This is a genomic window from Clostridioides sp. LIBA-7602 (genome assembly GCF_056688945.1).
Genome location: NZ_CP196991.1, coordinates 1518965 through 1535789 on the forward strand (window position 1 = coordinate 1518965; position 16825 = coordinate 1535789).

Consider the following 16825-nt stretch of genomic DNA (forward strand, 5'->3'; position numbering starts at 1 on the left):
ATATTGTTTTATAAATACTAAATAACTATAGAGAGAATTATATTTACATAACACTTTCTATAGTTATTATTTTTTTGATATTGTTTTATGTGTAATAAGTATACATAATTAAAAAAACTTGCAACCTTGATAAGAATTTCGAGCCTTCAAGGTATCATCAATTTGATTTAAAATTTCCCATTTCTTTAGACTCCATAAAGGACCAACTAGTTCATCTCTTTTGCCATCACCAGTAAGTCTATGGATTATCATAGTTTCAGGAAGTATTTCTAATTGGTCACATACTAGATTTATATATTCATCTTGTTCCATAAGAGTTAGCATGCCATTTTGTAGCATCTTTTCCATAGGAGTGTCTTTTATAACATGTAATAGATGAATTTTTATGCCATCTACACCCATTTTACCAACAGCCTTTGCAGTTTCCATCATCATATTATAATCTTCGCCAGGAAGACCATTTATAATGTGTACAACAACCTTTATGTTTTTAGCTTTTAATTTTTCAACACCTTCAACAAATGATTTATAATCATGTCCTCTATTTATAATTTTAGATGTAGAATCATGAATTGTTTGAAGTCCAAGTTCAACCCATAAGTTAGTTCTTTTATTTAGTTCAGATAAGTATTCTACAACATCATCTGGCAAACAGTCAGGTCTTGTTGATATTGAAAGACCTATGACATCATCAAGTTCTAATATAGTCTCATACTTTTCTTTTAAAACCTCAAGGGAAGCATACGTATTTGTATATGCTTGAAAGTAACCAATATATTTTGCATGAGGCCATTTTTTTAACATCATTTCTCTTATATTATAAAATTGACTAATAAGATTATCTTTAGGGTTGCCAGCGAAGTCACCAGAACCTTCCTTGCTACAATAGGTACATCCGCCATAGCCAATACTTCCATCAATATTTGGGCAAGTAAACCCTGCATTTATTGATACCTTAAAAACTTTTTCTCCAAAAGTATTTCTAAGATAATAATTCCAAGTATGATACCTCTTATTATCAAAAGCATATTTAAATTTATCCAAAGTAATCACCTATTTCTAATAAAATTGTACACTCAATTTGTACAAAAAACATATTACCATAAATATATGACTTAAACAAATTCTATTTTAAGTAATATAAAAAATAATGCAAGAAAATAATTAATATTTTCTTGCATTATTTCCAGAGAAAAGTAGAACTAGTCCAAATAATATTATGAAAAAGGACATTATCGATACTATAAATCTAGATAAAAAAAGAGGAGACAATATAAGGCATACACCAAATAGAGTCTTAATTATATTCCAAGTTGTAAATTTAGAATATGGATTATTCTTGCTATTTACAAGTGCTACTAGTTGATTAAATATTAAATAAAATCCTAAAAATAATGAAAATATACTTTGTATTTTTTGAGGAAATATAAAAAGTAGTATACATGCAATTACTAAAATCCATTGAACATTAGTAGATGACTTAAGTTCTTCTTTAGTAGCGTATCTTTTTAATTCATTGATATTTTTTAGATTTAAATATGCAAAGAATAAAAGAGCAATACCAAAAGTCCAAGAAATTAATTTTATCCCTAATGTCTTAAATGTAAGGCATAATAATCCTAAAACGATGAGTAATACTCCCATTAACATAAACTTAGTAGCATTTTCTTTTTTATTAAAGTTATTAAAATCAATATTAAAATTTGTGTACATAAAATCACCTCCAAAATCAATAGAACAATTATAACAGAAATTTATATTCAAATAAAGTCATCAAGTATAAAAATTAAACTATACTTAGTAATTAATTGATAGGTTGTATCATAAACTTTTATTAATAGAATTATATAGGAGGAGGTTTGTCCATGACAAAATTATGGGCAATAATATTTGCATTATTAGCAGGTGGGTCTACTGCACTTGAAGCCTTTATAAATGGAGAACTAGGGAAAAGTACAACAGCATTAGTTGCAACATTTATAAGCTTAACTGTAGGGTCGATATTTTTTTTGGTAAGTATAATAGTTACAGGAGATTTAAAGTGTCTAGTGTCTATAAATGGTTTTAACTATAAGTTATTACTAGGTGGGATATTTGGTGGACTAATAATATATTTCACAGTAAAAGCAATTCCAAATTTAGGTGTATCAAATACAATTATATTAACACTTGTATCTCAAGTTCTAGTTGGATTTTTTATTGATAGCGTGATTTTAGGACAAGAAACAATGCATTTATACAAGTACATAGGTGTTATACTTTTAATATTAGGGACATTTTTTATAGTAAATTAGTAATTTAAAGTATTATATAATTTGCTATACAACTTAGATATTTGGTATAATTATGGTAACAAAACAAAGTTAGATGAAAGAGGTGTTAGAATTGGCTGATGAAAAATTTGTAATGTCATTTAGTGGTGGTAAGGATAGTATATTAGCATTAAATCGAATGTTGAAAAAAGGATATAAGCCTGTGGCACTCTTGACAACTATAAGTGAGGAACATGGAAAATCATGGACGCATAATTTAGAATATAATATGCTTAAACAAGTAAGTAGCAATATAGGATTACCTTTATTAGTTGCTGAGTGTGGCGTAGAAGGATACGAAGAGAGTTTTAAGAGAGCTTTAATAAAAGCTAAAAATATGGGAGCAACAATATGTGCATATGGAGATATAGACATAGAAAGTCATAGAAAATGGGATTCTGATAGATGTGATGCAGTTGGTATGAAAGTAAGTTTACCATTGTGGCAAGAGAGTCGAGAAAATTTAGTATATGAATTTATAGACAGTGGGTTTTGTAGTATTGTAACAAAAGTAAATTTAAAGTATCTAGGAGAGGAATTCTTAGGAGAAAAATTGACTAGAGAACTTGTTAAAAAGATAAAAGATGCAGGTGCTGACCCATGTGGAGAACATGGAGAATATCATACTTTTGTAGTAGATGGTCCAATATTTGAAAAACCTGTAGCATATGAAGTAAAAGGAACTTCAACAAAAGATGGTTATGGATATTTAGAAATAAAATAATTACATAAATAAAATACCTATTATATAATCCTAGTTTTTGCAAAGGTCTAATATTTGCAAGATTGTATAATAGGTATTTTTTATTTTATATATTTTACATAATATTCTTTAAGCAACCTTATTTAGATTAGAGTCTAATGTAGAATAATTCTTTTTTAGGAAAACTATTGATAAAATAAGGCATATAAATTCTGAAACAATAGTAGTCATCCATATTCCTTGACCGCCAAATATTAGTATCATTGAAATTAGGCTTAGAACAACTACTACAAGTCCTCTACCAAGAGATATAACAGTAGAAATTGATGGTTTTTCTACTGAAACAAAGAATCCAGAAATTATTACATTAATTCCTACAAGTAGGAAAGATATAGAGAATATTTTAAATACACGAATTCCTTCATTGAATAGTATTGTTTCTTCTGGGTGTATAAATAAAGAAACTATTGGTCCTGAAAAAGCCATACAAATTGCAAATACAGAAATTGATGCTATTATTGTGGCTTTTATTCCCATCTTTAATAATTTTTTTACATTATCCATATTCCCTGCACCATAATAAAAACTAGTAAGTGGTTGCATACCTTGAGTTATACCCATCATAGTCATAAGTACCAATGTATTTATATAATTTATAACACTGTAATAGATAAGAGCACTTTCACCAATATATTTAGTAAGACTCAAGTTAAAAAGTAAGACAACTATACCACAACTTAATTCAGTAGTCGAATCTGGGAAGCCTATAAATACAATTTTTCTAAGTGTTTTGAAATCAACTTTAAATTTTGAAAAATTCAAGGTTGAGTTTTTTCTTAAAAAATGTATCAAGAAAAAAATAGTAGAAAAGACTTGAGATAAACCTGTGGCGATACCAGCACCTTTTACACCCCATCCAAATTCAATGACAAATAAGTAATCAAGTACGATGTTTGTAAGAGCAGATATTATTACGCCAACAGTAGCTAATATTGGGAATCCATCAGTTTTTATTATAACTTCTAGAGAGTAAGATACTATAAAGAAGCCATTAAAAAATATTATTATTCCTAGATAATCTTTAACCATACCAATTGTGGACTCTGTAGCTCCTAAAAATAATGCTAGTCTGTCTAAGTTAAAAAAAGTTATAGCTAAAATAATTATAGATAATATAATTATTGATACTAAGTTGAATGAAAAGACTTCATTTGCAGATTTAATATCTTTCTTGCCAAGATAAATTGCAATTATAGTAGATGCACCAGTTGAAAATAACAGAGAAACTGCAAATATAAAATTAATAAAAGGCATTGATATATTAACAGCAGCTAAAGCTAATTCACCAACTCCTTTACTTACAAATATTCCATCAACCATTGTATATAATGAGAAAACCCACATTGCAACTACAGATGGTGCTAGGTATTTAAAAAACCTCTTACCTAGACTCATGTTTTCGTTTATAGATATTTTAGTATCCATTTATTACCACTCCTTGTAAATCTATTATAAAAATATTAAACTATTAATTAATAATTTTATTTCTAGTATAAATGATAAACTATGGTATAGTACCAATGTCAACAGCAAATAGTAAATAATTATAGATTTTATTAAATCATAGTGATTTTAAGCGTTTTATAAGTATATCCTATTATATATATTACTGACATAAAACTGACAAATAGGGAAAAAAGTACTTTAACTGACATAAAACTGACCATTATTTGAATAGTATTTTGCTTATATTTTCAGATACTTCTTTGTCCATTTTATCTAATAAGTGAGAATATCTATTCATAGTTATTTTTATATCTTAATAGCCCAATCTTTCTGAAATAGCTTTTATGCTAGTATCTGTTTAAATAAAATAAATTTTATATTGTATAAAAAGGAGTATTCAATGAAGACTAAAATTAAAATATTAAGAACTTCCATTGGAATGACACAGCAACAACTTGCTGATTTAGTTTATGTAACTGAGAGGACAATCATTTCTATAGAAAAAGAACTGTATACTCCTTCGCTCATGCTTGCTTATCGTATTTCAGAGATATTTGATACAACAGTAGAAGATTTATGCTATCTGAAAGAAAATAAGGTGCTGGAGGATAAACAATATGAAAATTTATAATAAAAAAGGTTTTACTTTTGGTGTTTTGGCTACAATATTAGGAATATGTAGTTTGACAAAAGATATTATATATCCTGAGGATTGGCTAACACTGCAAATTAAGCATGTTGTATTTTCTATAATAATTTTATTGTTTGGGATTATAGCTCTTATTCGTGCATTTTCTAAAAAAGCTACACAAGAAGATAGGATTGAATCTATGGATGAAAGAAATCGTCTTATAAAGTTAAAAAGTGAAGCTAAGTGTGGAAATATTATATTTTGGATTACAACAATTATTAGCATATGTGGCTTTTTATCTTATTATTTAACAGAAAATATAGTGTATATATTTATTTTTATTACAACAGCAATTCTAAGCATGATATATATTATTATAGAGTTTATTTTGTACCTATATTATGAAAAACATGAATAGAAATATGTAAATTAACTCTAAAAACAATACTATAATACTTTAGAATTGTTTAACAAGTGCAGTTTATATATTATAATAAAATAAATTATTAGTTTTACAAATAGGTGAATTATATGGCACACATATGTTTTGATGATGTTTGTTGTTACATATTGAAAGAAGCAATGAAGTTAAAGTTAATACCACATAATAAAATCGTAGTATTTGAAGATGATTTATCAATAGGTGATATTTCAGATGTAAATAATTATGAATTAAGAGAAAATATTTTTAGAATTAGAACTGACCTTGAAAATAATCCTAAGTTACTATTCAAGCCAAATTTACTAGAAGATAGAAAATTAGTAAAACATAGAGATATAATAATATGGTGTGCAAATAACCAAAAAGATTTATGTGGTGTATACTATGTAGTTAGTAAGTTTCAAGATAAAAATATAAAAATTGTATTAATAGATGAAAAAAAGGAAGAAGATTGTCTAATTAAATATTCGTTTACCAGTGAAATGGCTCCAGAAGATTCTCATTTCTTTTTAAATAAAGCATCAGAAATTGGCTTTAATGAAAAGCTAGAAATTAAAAATAAATGGAATGTATTAGTTAAAGAAAATGCTATTTTTAGAGCATTGGTAGAGGAAGAAATTAAAAGTGTTGAAGAAACTTATTTTGATAAATATATATTAAGAAATATTAGTGATAAATGGAGACCTTTAATTGAAGCTGTTGCAGATTCTATGTTTGAAGATGAAATGCATGCAAAAGATTGGTTTATACTTTGGAGGATAATGGAGATGTCAAATTTAAAAATAGTAGAAATTAAAGGCAGTGAAGGTGATATGTATTCTGACACTGAGATAAGAAAAATTTAAGGTTTTGGGGGTAAAGACAGTGAATTTTTGGGAAGGAATAGACAATGAGTTGTCAGGTAAAAACTACACTTGTGGATATTGTGGTTGCTACGTAGGAAGCGAAAAAGGTTATGAAGGTATTTGTCGTACTAGTCCAGAAAAAGAGGTTGAAATAAGCATATATTTATGTCCTAGTTGTGGGAATCCAACGTATTTTGATGAGGACAATAGGCAGTATCCAATGTCTAAAGCTGGGAATGATGTATTACATATTAATAATAAAGATGTTGAAAATTTATATGAAGAAGCTCGAAATTCATTTAGTGTAAATGCATTTACATCAGTAGCTTTATGTTGCAGAAAGTTACTAATGAATGTAGCAGTACATTTAGGTGCTGAAGAGAATAAGACATTTATATTTTATGTTGAATGGCTTGATAAAAAGAATTATATATTGCCTAATTCTAAAAAATGGGTAAATCAAATAAGAAAAATAGGGAATGAAGCTACTCATGAAATTTGTATTGTAAGTGAGGAAGATGCTAAGAAGACATTAATTTTCACTGAAATGTTGTTGAAGATAGTTTATGAATTTCCAGCTATGGCAGAATAATAGGGACTAGATGTATTTTAAGGAAAAATGAATTATTTTGTTATAAATGTGTACAGTATAAAAAGCCTTATTTAAGTTTAGAGAGGATTAATTTGAATGGAAGTAAAAAAAATTGATAATGATTGCATAGAGCATTTGCTTAATAAATTGATTGATGAATACCATATAGGTGAAAATATCTTATCAAATTTGTTTGGAGTAGACATAGAAAAAATAAGAGAGTATAAGAAATATGAAAATGAATTTATAGAAGATTTAGATGTATGGTCAAAAAGGATAAATGTAATTTTACAACTTGAATATATCATGGATGTTGACTTAGATTCTAGGCTTAGAGGTATTTTAAGTCTTTTGACTAATATGTATAATCTTAATACTGAATTTATAGCTAAGGCTTCAAATGTTGAGGAAAAATACATAATAGATTTTATAAATGGAGTAGATTGTATACCAGTAGAAATGAAGTATAGTATATGTGCAGCAGCTATGAATTTGAGTTTAATATTTAAAAATTATGAATGTCAAAGTTTATAAGAAAGAATTTGTGCTTATAGATAACTTTGTATTTAAAATAAAAAGTGAACTCTTTTAAGCGTTCACTTTTTTATACGAATAAATTGTTATTTTAAGATAGACTATATTAATATTAGGTATTTGTAATAAAATATTTATAATCTTATATTTCTAGATATTTAAAGTTTAATTTTTCCATAAATTTGTTCTTTAGTAAAGTAACCAATATTAAGAAGTATTTTATCTAAATTTATTTTAAGAATTTATATAGAAGTAGTAGAGGGGTTTAAGAACAAATTATGAAAATTAGAGGAGAAGCTTACTAAAAAATATTAAATATTTATATAATAATCATAAAGTATATGATTGTCTTTAAATAATAATATACTTTATGATTAATATCATTATAAATAACAATAGCTGAATTATAATTTATTTTTAGGCAAAGGTATAATATGACAATTTTATTATTCGCATATACTATAACGATTTTTTCCATCTGCTTTTGATATATACAGAGCTTTATCAGCTTTGGAAAATAAATCTTTATAGGATTTAATTGAATCATCAACAAAAGCAATTCCAATGCTTAATGTTATTTTATGATTATTTTTCACCTTTATTTTACTTGTATCATTTAAAATATTACTAGTACTTTCTATTACTAAATCCTTTGTTAATGATTTCATAAATATCATAAATTCATCTCCACCGATTCGAGCAACTATATTTTTATTACATGTGTTTTGTAGTAATATTTTTGATACAGCAACTAAAACTTCATTTCCCTCTAAATGTCCAAAAGTATCATTTACAGTTTTAAAATCATCAATATCAATAACTAATAAAGCATCACTAGGTTTTGTCTCAGAATTACAAAAGTAATCTTGAATAAAGTCTTCTGATACCCTTTGATTGTATAGTTGTGTTAATGGGTCACGTTGAGCTTGATTAATTAAAATTTCTAATTTAGATTTATCCTCAGTTATGTCTTTTAAAACACCAATTGTCTTGATAGGTTTATGGTCACTATCATAGATAACTGAACATTGGACACGAATCCATCTCCATTCATCTTTAGTCAATGAGTTTAATTGTCTTATTTCAATTATTTCTCTAAGATTTCCACGAAGAACTTCTAGTAATTTGCCAATATCATCAAGATGAACAATTGCTCCAGACTCTAACAACTTAGAATAATTTTTTGTTTCAAAGTTTTCTAATTCAATTTTTTTATCTATTTCTACACGTTGATATTTTATAAAATTATCATTTCCAATGTCATATTCAAACATAATGTCTGTAATATTTTGCAAAGCGATGCGATATCGCTCTCTTTCTAATTTTAATTCAGATTCTATATTTTTTAATGGAGTAATGTCAGTAATAATGCTATTAATTTTTACTACACCATCACTATTTAATGATTTCATTCCAGTATCTAATACCCACATTAGTGTTCCATTTTTTTTGCGTATTCTATATTCAGATGAATATGTAGCTCCCTTTGCAAAACATCGTTTGCAATCTTCTAGTGCTTTAGGTAAATCTGGCGGATATACAGCTCCTACTGCTGAACCACCACTCATTTCAATAAACTCATCATATGTATATCCTAATATCTTAGGCAATCCTTCGTTAACATAGAAAAAAGAGTATGTATCATCATCATTGCTACCTTTTAATCCACCATTAATGTTATTTGTAATCATCTCAATAACTTCTGTTTTTTCTTTTAGCATTCTTTGTAAATAATCATAACTTTGTGTTCCAATTTTGGTAGGGAAGTATTCATCAATCTGCATTTCACCATAAGGATTTGATATATGCATATGTTTTACTAATAATTTCTCTCTATCTTCAATTATCTCAAATGTACAACGCTGATTTACTTCTAATACCATTTGTGCATTCTCTTTAGTACTGACAGTATATTTTCCTAATACCATACAGCTATTTTTATCTTCACTTACAATTTCAAATGTGTCATTACTTATGTCACAAGAAGGCACTTCGTTTTGACCTGCATAAAAATAATCTTTTATTTCATTAAAAGAAGTGAGAAATTCCTGTTCTCCTGGTCCAATCCATGTGACATCTTTAGAAAGGTGTTTTAATATTTCATCAATATCTCGATTTACATAAAAGTTTGTTATAATATGTTTTGCAAATTTAGGTGATTTTTTTAGGAGTATGCTCATGATATTCCCCCTCTCCTTTGTTATTATATATCCTAATTATATTATACATTAATATACTTAAATTAAAAATGTTGTTAAACTGTGATATTTTTATTAAATAAGTTGATTTTAGTTAAAAAGCACTGCAACAAAATCTGTTTCAGCGCTTAGGACTAACGTACTATATAAATACATAATAATATAAAATATAAGTTCAGAAAAAGAAAAATAATTACATATTTTTTATCTAATTCTATCGTTATAGATTTAAAGTTTATTTTACTGTATCAATATCATAGTTGAATGAATTATATTTATATTTAAAAAATTTCTTTAAACATCTTAATTTCTTCAAGCTAATGTATTATAGACTAGATTTTTATTAAATTTTCTATTTTATTTATATCTATATACATGCCTTGTGCAATAGACCTACCATCAATTGCAGATAGATTACATTGTGTATACATAACTGTAACGATTTGACCATCACGCTTTATAAGTCTATATAAAAAAGGCTCAATTTTATTTGTATCAATCATCTCTAAACTCTTTTTATAAATAAAGTCTAAATCATCTGGATGAACAATTGCTCTTAAGTTACCACCCATCTCACCAAAAAATTGTTCTCTTGTATAACCTATAATATCAAACATTTCTTCATTCATATAAGTAATAATCATATCACCAAATAAATCATAGCGAATTATACCAACAGGTAACATTGAATAAAATTGTGATAAAACATTACTTTCATCAAGATGAGTATTTGTCATTTTAGGTATGGAATACGATTCAAATTCATTTATATAACCAGCAGTTTTTATTAAATCTATATGTAGTTTTGCTAAAAGTAATCTGTTTTCTGAAATTATACAATTTGCACTAAAATAGAAATTACTATATTTTTGACATTCAGCAGATTCATCTGATAAAACAGCTTCTCCACTAATTAATAATAAATCTGAGTCAGTATTATGTGGAGTTATACTTTTATAAAGAATAGAAAATTTTTTACCTTTAATATGTTTTTCAAAATGTTCTATTATTTTAGAAAAAGATGTAATTTCTGTTTTACTGTAAAAATCAAACCATTGAATGTCTTCAGTGACATTTGATTTTAGTTTTTGCATGTCTTGCATAATAAAAAATTCGTCAAATATCTTTTCTACCAAAGATTTCCCTATATCAGAATATTTTATAAACATTTCTCCTGGGTTATTTTTTTCAGATAGTAATTTTTCAAATTGTGTGCACTCCATAGGTTTTGCATAATAATAACCTTGAGCAATATCGCAATTTATACTTTTAATAAATTCTACATGTTGTTCTGTTTCAACACCTTCACATACTGTAAGCATTCCAAGAGCTCTTGCAATATTTACTATAGAATATAAAATTGTTGTATTTTTAAAATCATTTAAATTATGAGACAAAAATATTCTATCAATTTTGATTATATCAAAAGGCAGATTTTGTAACATACCAAAAGATGAATATCCAGAACCAAAATCGTCCATTGATACAGAAAAACCATAAGAACGAAGTTCAGTTAATTGTTGAATAATATTATTTGTATTTTCTAATAATATATTTTCTGTGATTTCAATACTGAAATTTGATGTAGAAACACTGTACTTTTCAGTAATACTTTTTAGCATACTTGGAAAATTAGAATTAAAAAAATGAAGACGAGAAAAGTTACAACAAATTGGAACAAAAACATCATTGTTATCAATCCATCTTCTTATGTTTTTGCAGTTCTCTTCAAATAAGTATAAATCTAGCTCGGTTATCAAACCAAACTGTTCGAATAAAGGTATAAATTTATCTGGAGTAAGAATTCCTTTAAGAGGATGTCTCCATCTTGCAAGAGCCTCACATCCAACTATAGTATTGTTTTTTATATTATAGAGTGGTTGATAAAATGCTTCAATTTGTTTAGTTTGTAAGGCCTGTGATATTTCATATAAAAATTCCTTATCATTTTCCAATTGATTATAAAAATTATTATCCTTAAAGTCAAATGAAATGTATCTATTTTTACCTTCTACTTTAGCCTTTTTTAAAGCACTATACACTTGATTGAAAAGCACTAAAGTAGTACTATTTGGCTCGCCATTCCAAATAGTACTACCAATACTAAATGTAACATTGGAGTATATTTCTTTTTCGTTAGGAAGTTGTATTTTTAATTCTCTAGCACTCTTTATAATAGCTGTACCTATATTGTTTAGTTCATCATTTGATACATTTGGAATTACAATTAAAAATCCTTCTCCTTTTAAATAAGCAACTATTCCATTAGATTCTGGAACAAAGGACAGTAGTTTTTGAGTGATATTGATTAATAGATTTTCTCCAACTAAGTATCCATAGATATCATTAAATAATTTAAAGTTATCAATATTTAATAACATTATTCCGATATGTATGTCTTTCAAAATACAGTCATTAATATATTGGTATACAAACTCTCTGTTTGGTATTTTAGAAAAAAAGTCTATTTCATTTGAAATTTTAAATTTATATTTTCTATTGTCTAATTCATTAGCTAATAGCTCTATCTTTTTATTTAACATTTTTATATAATCATAATTTTGCATGGTATTCCTCCATAAGATACTTTAAATTTTGATGACAACTGTATTTATGCTTAAAATATTTAAATGTTAATTTATAAATAATTTGAACAATTAATTTTAAATAAGTATTTCAACTTTATATTCATTAACTTACTTATTATAAGATTAAAAATAAAAATTTTTAAATTAGTAATAATCTTATATAAAATTAGTTAATGTCTAAGTTTGAGTGTATTGAAATATTTCTTTTTTGAATGCAATTATATCATATTTCTTTATAAATAGATAGACTGTAAGCCATGTAGTTAGTAAGATAGAATACATTATAAGTAATTTCAAATTTAATGTTTTTATAAATAAATAATTAATTTATTTATAATTAATTTTTACTTATAATTTAATATTACATTAATAATTTTATATACTTAATTTCAGTTATTTGAATTAAGTTTAATTTTATATTTTCTGATATATACTAGAATAAATGTTAATTTACTAAATGTATTAAAGGATAATTCATAGAAATCTATTTCAAAAAGATATTATATAAATATGTATATAATAGTTATAAACATGAAGGATAGAAATCTAAGATATTACTTAAAAAAGTTAAAATTAGAAATATTATAATAGAAAAACAACTAGATTTTAATAACTGATTGTAGAAGCTTTATTTTCATGTCCTTGTTTTAGAGGTGTTTTTAGTATATTCTAAAAATATGATTATAGAGAGAAATAATTTTGATTATAAAATAAAAATAGGATTAGGAAGGATTTTGTCATATAAATGAAAGATTACTATAAAATAGGAGAGATATCTAAAATATATGGAATAGGAAGAGACTCATTAATGTATTATGAAGAAATAGGTATTCTAAAGCCAGTTAGAGACATAAATGGATATAGAATGTACAACATATCAGATATATGGAAACTCAATTTAATAAAAGAATTTAGAAGTTTGAATTTTCCAATGAAAAAAATAAAAGAGTACTTAGATGATAGAAGTATAGAGTCTACAAAAAATATTTTAAATGAAGAGCTTGAATTAATTGATAAAAAAATATTTGAATTTATAAGTCATAAGGAAAATATTATAAAAAGATTAAGTTCAATTGAAAGTGTAATTCAAAATACAAAAATAGATGAGATAGAGGTTGTATATATAGAAAAGAGAAAAGCTTTAGAATTAAATGCTGATATAAGAAGAGATGAGGATTTTGATTTTTTAATTCAAAAACTTCAAAAAGAGTATGAAAATAGATTTAATATACTTGGAAATAATAATATTGGTTCTGCTTTTTCTACTGAAGCAATCAACAAAGGTATATTCAATGAGTTTAAATCTGTATTCTGTTTTTTAGAGAATAGCGAGGAAATATACAATATAGTTTTTGATGAGGGATATTATGTAACTTTAAACTACACTGGAAGTAATTCTAATAATAAAATATATATGGAAAAGGTATTTAAATTTATAAAAGAAAATAATTATAAAATAATTGCTGAACCTATAGAAATATACAAGATAGATATACATGAGACTGGAATTGTAGATGAGTTTGTAACCGAAATTCAAGTACTTGTAACTAAATCGCTAGATTTCAACGAATTAGATGATAAATAGAGTGAAAAAATGCTAATTTGCCACCGATTTGCCACCGTATTATAAAATCGGTGGCAAATTATATTCTGAGACCTTCTAAAATATTTACTGTTTCACTTTCCATTTTATGTGTGACATGAGAGTAAGTATCCATTGTTGTAGTTATTTTACTGTGACCTAGACGCTTTTGTATATCTTTAATATTAGCACCATTTTCTAAAAGTAAAGTAGCATGTGTATGTCTTAAACAATGAAAATTGAAATCAATATTTAAATTTTTATTTATTATTGCTATTGCCATGTCAATACCACCATGAGTTACAAATGAACTATCTTTTTTTCTGCATACCAAATTATATTCTGTTTTTTTATACCATTTTCCTATTTTAACTTTCTACTTTTTTTGATTTAGTTTTTCATCTTTTAATATTTTAGATAGAGTATCACCAATTTTAATATCTCTTATTGAAGAATTTGTTTTAGGGGGAGCTAATTCAAAATTGGAATCTTTTTTCCTTACTAAGTTTCTTCTAAGTTTAATTATATTATTTTCTAAATCTATATCTTCCCAAAATAAGCCTAATACTTCACCTTTTCTCATACCTGTATAAAACCCAATCATCAAAGGAATATAGGCATTTGTCCCAACTGGAAACTTATGTAATATTGTATCAAAATCATTTAAGGTAATAGTTTTAACTTTATTACTAGTATTAGTTTTTACTAAGTTTTTAGGAATACTAACATATTGAACAGGGTTCTCTCTAATAAGTTTATATGGGTATACAGCTAATTTTAAAGAAGTGTTTAAAACACCATAAATCAATTTTAAAGTTCCTTTTGAGTAATTTTTTCTTTGCCATCTTCTGTATATTTTTCTTTTGGTTTTATATTTAAAAATTCTTGAATAACAGTAGGATTTATAGATTTCAATTTATATTTCCCAAGACTTGGTTTAATATGATTTTCTATAGACCTTTTATAATTACCTTGGGTGTAAAACTTGCAATTTAGAAGTACGTATTCCTTGTACCAGAAGTTTAAATAATCAGATAAACTAATACTGGTTTCATCAAATACAGTGCCAGAGTTTTCAAATTCATCTATTGCATCTCTTAAAGCTTTTTCAGCTTCTTTTTTAGTTTCTCCACCAACTTTTTCTACTTTTTTTCTCTTACCATCTACTATACCTGCATCAAAATAGTAATACCATTTTTTACCTCTTTTTCTAACATGTTTTATATTAACTATGTGGTATGTAAATGCAAATGCAATTGATTGTAATATAAACACGTATTGGTTTTTATATTAACTATGTGGACTTAAAATTAAAAATACTAAAAACACTTACTCAGGTAGGTGTTTTTTTTATTGAAAGGATGTGATGATAATGTAAAAATTTTATTTATATAGTATAATTATGTTACAAAATCATATTATGTTTGAAAAATTTAAGGCATTAAAAAGTTGGCAAAAGGTATTAATTGTTATAATAGGAATTTTATTATTACCATTAACGTTGCTATTTTTTTCTATTCTATTTTTAGTAAAAAGTATAATGCAAAAGGGTAATAAGTTGGTGAAAATATTAAGAGTTGTTATAAGTTTGTTTTTAATATTTATACTTTTGATGTTTAATTGGGCATGGTGGAGTGCTACATTCAAAGTAACAACAGAGCATAATTTAAAGAATCAGCAAGAAATTGAAAGAAAAGAAAAAGAAGAACAAGAGATAAAAGTTAAGGAAGCTAAAGAAAAACAAGAAAAAGAATTAAAAGATAAATTAGAAGCACAAAAGAAAAAAGAGTTAGAAGAAAAGAAAAAACAAGAAGCAGATAAAAAAGCACAAGAAGAAGAACAGAAAAATGAAGTAGAAAAAAGTTTATCTAAGGAAGAAGTAAAAGAAAAAGTAGAATCTATTATACCTGATAATTTTAAAAATAATACAAGTTATTATGTTGATATGCTTACTCCAACTAAAGGAGATGGGTATATAGTTAGCATTCAAATAGAAGATTCTAAATTTAATAATGAAAGTGAATGCAGAAACTTTACTAAAGAATTAGTCAACAACATAAAAGATATGAATGATATCTATTCAGTAAGAATAAACTTTGTTGATGATGGTACTCTTACTTATGTAGTATGGTTAGAAGATTGGAACAATATAAAAAATGATGTAAATTTAATTGATAGTATAGAATTTGAAGCTAGAAGCTAGTTCTAGGATTAGATTAACTATACATAGTTTTATAATGACTATGTAGTGTGTAAACACAAAAAGCAATTAACTATTTATATTATTAAGAAACATATAGATATAGAGGAAATCAAAAAAGAATTAGGATTAATGGATAGTGATTTAAGTTTAGAGCATTTAGTTGAAGCTAGAATAAATAAGCTATTAAATACTATTGATGAAACGGACAAGAAAGTTTTATTAGATGGATTAATTTAGTATAAAGTGTATTTACAATAGTTAAGGAACGATTTGCAAACTATAATTATGAATAAGAAGGTGGTTATTATGAAAAATTGTTTAGAGTGCAATTACACTTTTTCTATTACAAATAGGCTTAAAAGTATGTTTACTGGAAAACTTAAGTGTAAAAAATGTAATGCCATATATAAACTCAAAAGTAGTATTTATCGTTATATCTACTATTTAATTATATATTTTTCAATTATACTTCTTTCACCAGTTTTTATAAGATATAAAGGGATTTATTTAAGTTATTCAACTAGAATATTAATACTTTTTCTTATACATATTTTTTTTATAATGCTGTATGATTTGATACCTCATAAATTTCAAAAATATACTAAGGTAAAGTAATTAAAATTAATAAAATTTATAAATATATTATTCTAAATAGCATCAGATAAGAAGCTAACTAAATCGATCGAAAT

General features: G+C 25.5%; 18 protein-coding genes. 10 read left to right on the forward strand and 8 right to left on the reverse strand.

The genetic code is table 11. The annotated features are described in order from the left end of the window. Positions 1–108: 108 nt before the first annotated feature. On the reverse strand, positions 109–1044 hold the full coding sequence (gene mnmL, locus ACTG45_RS07295; RefSeq protein ID WP_479920069.1) for a tRNA modification radical SAM protein MnmL/YtqA: 936 nt from the start codon (positions 1042–1044) through the stop codon (positions 109–111). Positions 1045–1164: 120 nt separating this feature from the next. After that, positions 1165–1713 (reverse strand): DUF308 domain-containing protein, encoded by a 549-nt coding sequence (locus ACTG45_RS07300; RefSeq protein ID WP_479920070.1) that lies wholly within the window; start codon positions 1711–1713, stop codon positions 1165–1167. 152 nt (positions 1714–1865) lie between these two features. Between ACTG45_RS07300 and ACTG45_RS07305 the strand changes: the two genes are divergently transcribed. Beyond that, a complete protein-coding gene (locus tag ACTG45_RS07305) occupies positions 1866–2294 on the forward strand; it encodes a DMT family transporter (protein ID WP_479920071.1) in 429 nt (142 codons plus the stop codon). A gap of 82 nt (positions 2295–2376) precedes the next feature. Further along, a complete protein-coding gene (locus ACTG45_RS07310) occupies positions 2377–3036 on the forward strand; it encodes a Dph6-related ATP pyrophosphatase (protein ID WP_479920072.1) in 660 nt (219 codons plus the stop codon). 108 nt (positions 3037–3144) lie between these two features. Here the strand turns inward: ACTG45_RS07310 and ACTG45_RS07315 are convergent, their stop codons facing one another. After that, the gene (locus tag ACTG45_RS07315; RefSeq protein WP_021384141.1) at positions 3145–4500 is read right to left on the reverse strand and encodes an MATE family efflux transporter; all 1356 of its coding nucleotides are present in this window, start codon (positions 4498–4500) and stop codon (positions 3145–3147) included. A 421-nt stretch (positions 4501–4921) separates the two neighbouring features. Between ACTG45_RS07315 and ACTG45_RS07320 the strand changes: the two genes are divergently transcribed. From ACTG45_RS07320 to ACTG45_RS07340, 5 genes are all read left to right on the forward strand, one after another. After that, on the forward strand, positions 4922–5152 hold the full coding sequence (locus ACTG45_RS07320) for a helix-turn-helix transcriptional regulator (RefSeq protein WP_479920073.1): 231 nt from the start codon (positions 4922–4924) through the stop codon (positions 5150–5152). After that, positions 5139–5570, forward strand: a complete 432-nt coding sequence (locus tag ACTG45_RS07325) for a hypothetical protein (protein WP_479920074.1) — start codon at positions 5139–5141, stop codon at positions 5568–5570. The genes ACTG45_RS07320 and ACTG45_RS07325 overlap by 14 nt, the downstream gene beginning before the upstream one ends. A gap of 113 nt (positions 5571–5683) precedes the next feature. Continuing rightward, positions 5684–6439, forward strand: coding sequence for a DUF1835 domain-containing protein (locus ACTG45_RS07330; protein ID WP_479920075.1), 756 nt, complete (start codon positions 5684–5686; stop codon positions 6437–6439). A 19-nt stretch (positions 6440–6458) separates the two neighbouring features. Then, complete coding sequence (locus ACTG45_RS07335; RefSeq protein WP_479920076.1) at positions 6459–7031, forward strand: DUF4145 domain-containing protein; 573 nt, start codon at positions 6459–6461, stop codon at positions 7029–7031. Between the two features lie 96 nt (positions 7032–7127). After that, positions 7128–7565 (forward strand): HTH domain-containing protein, encoded by a 438-nt coding sequence (locus ACTG45_RS07340; RefSeq protein WP_479920077.1) that lies wholly within the window; start codon positions 7128–7130, stop codon positions 7563–7565. A gap of 446 nt (positions 7566–8011) precedes the next feature. Here ACTG45_RS07340 and ACTG45_RS07345 read toward each other — a convergent pair whose 3' ends face one another. After that, positions 8012–9745 carry a sensor domain-containing diguanylate cyclase gene (locus ACTG45_RS07345; protein ID WP_479920078.1) on the reverse strand — a complete coding sequence of 578 codons (1734 nt, stop codon included), beginning with the start codon at positions 9743–9745 and terminating at the stop codon, positions 8012–8014. A gap of 350 nt (positions 9746–10095) precedes the next feature. After that, complete coding sequence (locus tag ACTG45_RS07350; RefSeq protein ID WP_021384166.1) at positions 10096–12330, reverse strand: EAL domain-containing protein; 2235 nt, start codon at positions 12328–12330, stop codon at positions 10096–10098. A gap of 766 nt (positions 12331–13096) precedes the next feature. Here ACTG45_RS07350 and ACTG45_RS07355 point away from each other — a divergent pair. Then, positions 13097–13936 carry a MerR family transcriptional regulator gene (locus ACTG45_RS07355; protein ID WP_479918481.1) on the forward strand — a complete coding sequence of 280 codons (840 nt, stop codon included), beginning with the start codon at positions 13097–13099 and terminating at the stop codon, positions 13934–13936. Between the two features lie 58 nt (positions 13937–13994). On the opposite strand, the gene ACTG45_RS07360 is transcribed toward ACTG45_RS07355, so the two are convergent. From ACTG45_RS07360 to ACTG45_RS07370, 3 genes are all read right to left on the reverse strand, one after another. Next, positions 13995–14216 (reverse strand): tyrosine-type recombinase/integrase, encoded by a 222-nt coding sequence (locus ACTG45_RS07360; protein WP_479920079.1) that lies wholly within the window; start codon positions 14214–14216, stop codon positions 13995–13997. A gap of 93 nt (positions 14217–14309) precedes the next feature. After that, positions 14310–14741, reverse strand: a complete 432-nt coding sequence (locus tag ACTG45_RS07365; RefSeq protein ID WP_479920080.1) for a site-specific integrase — start codon at positions 14739–14741, stop codon at positions 14310–14312. 2 nt (positions 14742–14743) lie between these two features. Further along, positions 14744–15208, reverse strand: coding sequence for an N-terminal phage integrase SAM-like domain-containing protein (locus tag ACTG45_RS07370; RefSeq protein WP_479920081.1), 465 nt, complete (start codon positions 15206–15208; stop codon positions 14744–14746). A 286-nt stretch (positions 15209–15494) separates the two neighbouring features. Between ACTG45_RS07370 and ACTG45_RS07375 the strand changes: the two genes are divergently transcribed. Further along, positions 15495–16136, forward strand: coding sequence for a hypothetical protein (locus ACTG45_RS07375; protein ID WP_479920082.1), 642 nt, complete (start codon positions 15495–15497; stop codon positions 16134–16136). A gap of 45 nt (positions 16137–16181) precedes the next feature. After that, positions 16182–16373, forward strand: coding sequence for a hypothetical protein (locus ACTG45_RS07380; protein WP_479920083.1), 192 nt, complete (start codon positions 16182–16184; stop codon positions 16371–16373). Positions 16374–16825: the final 452 nt, after the last annotated feature.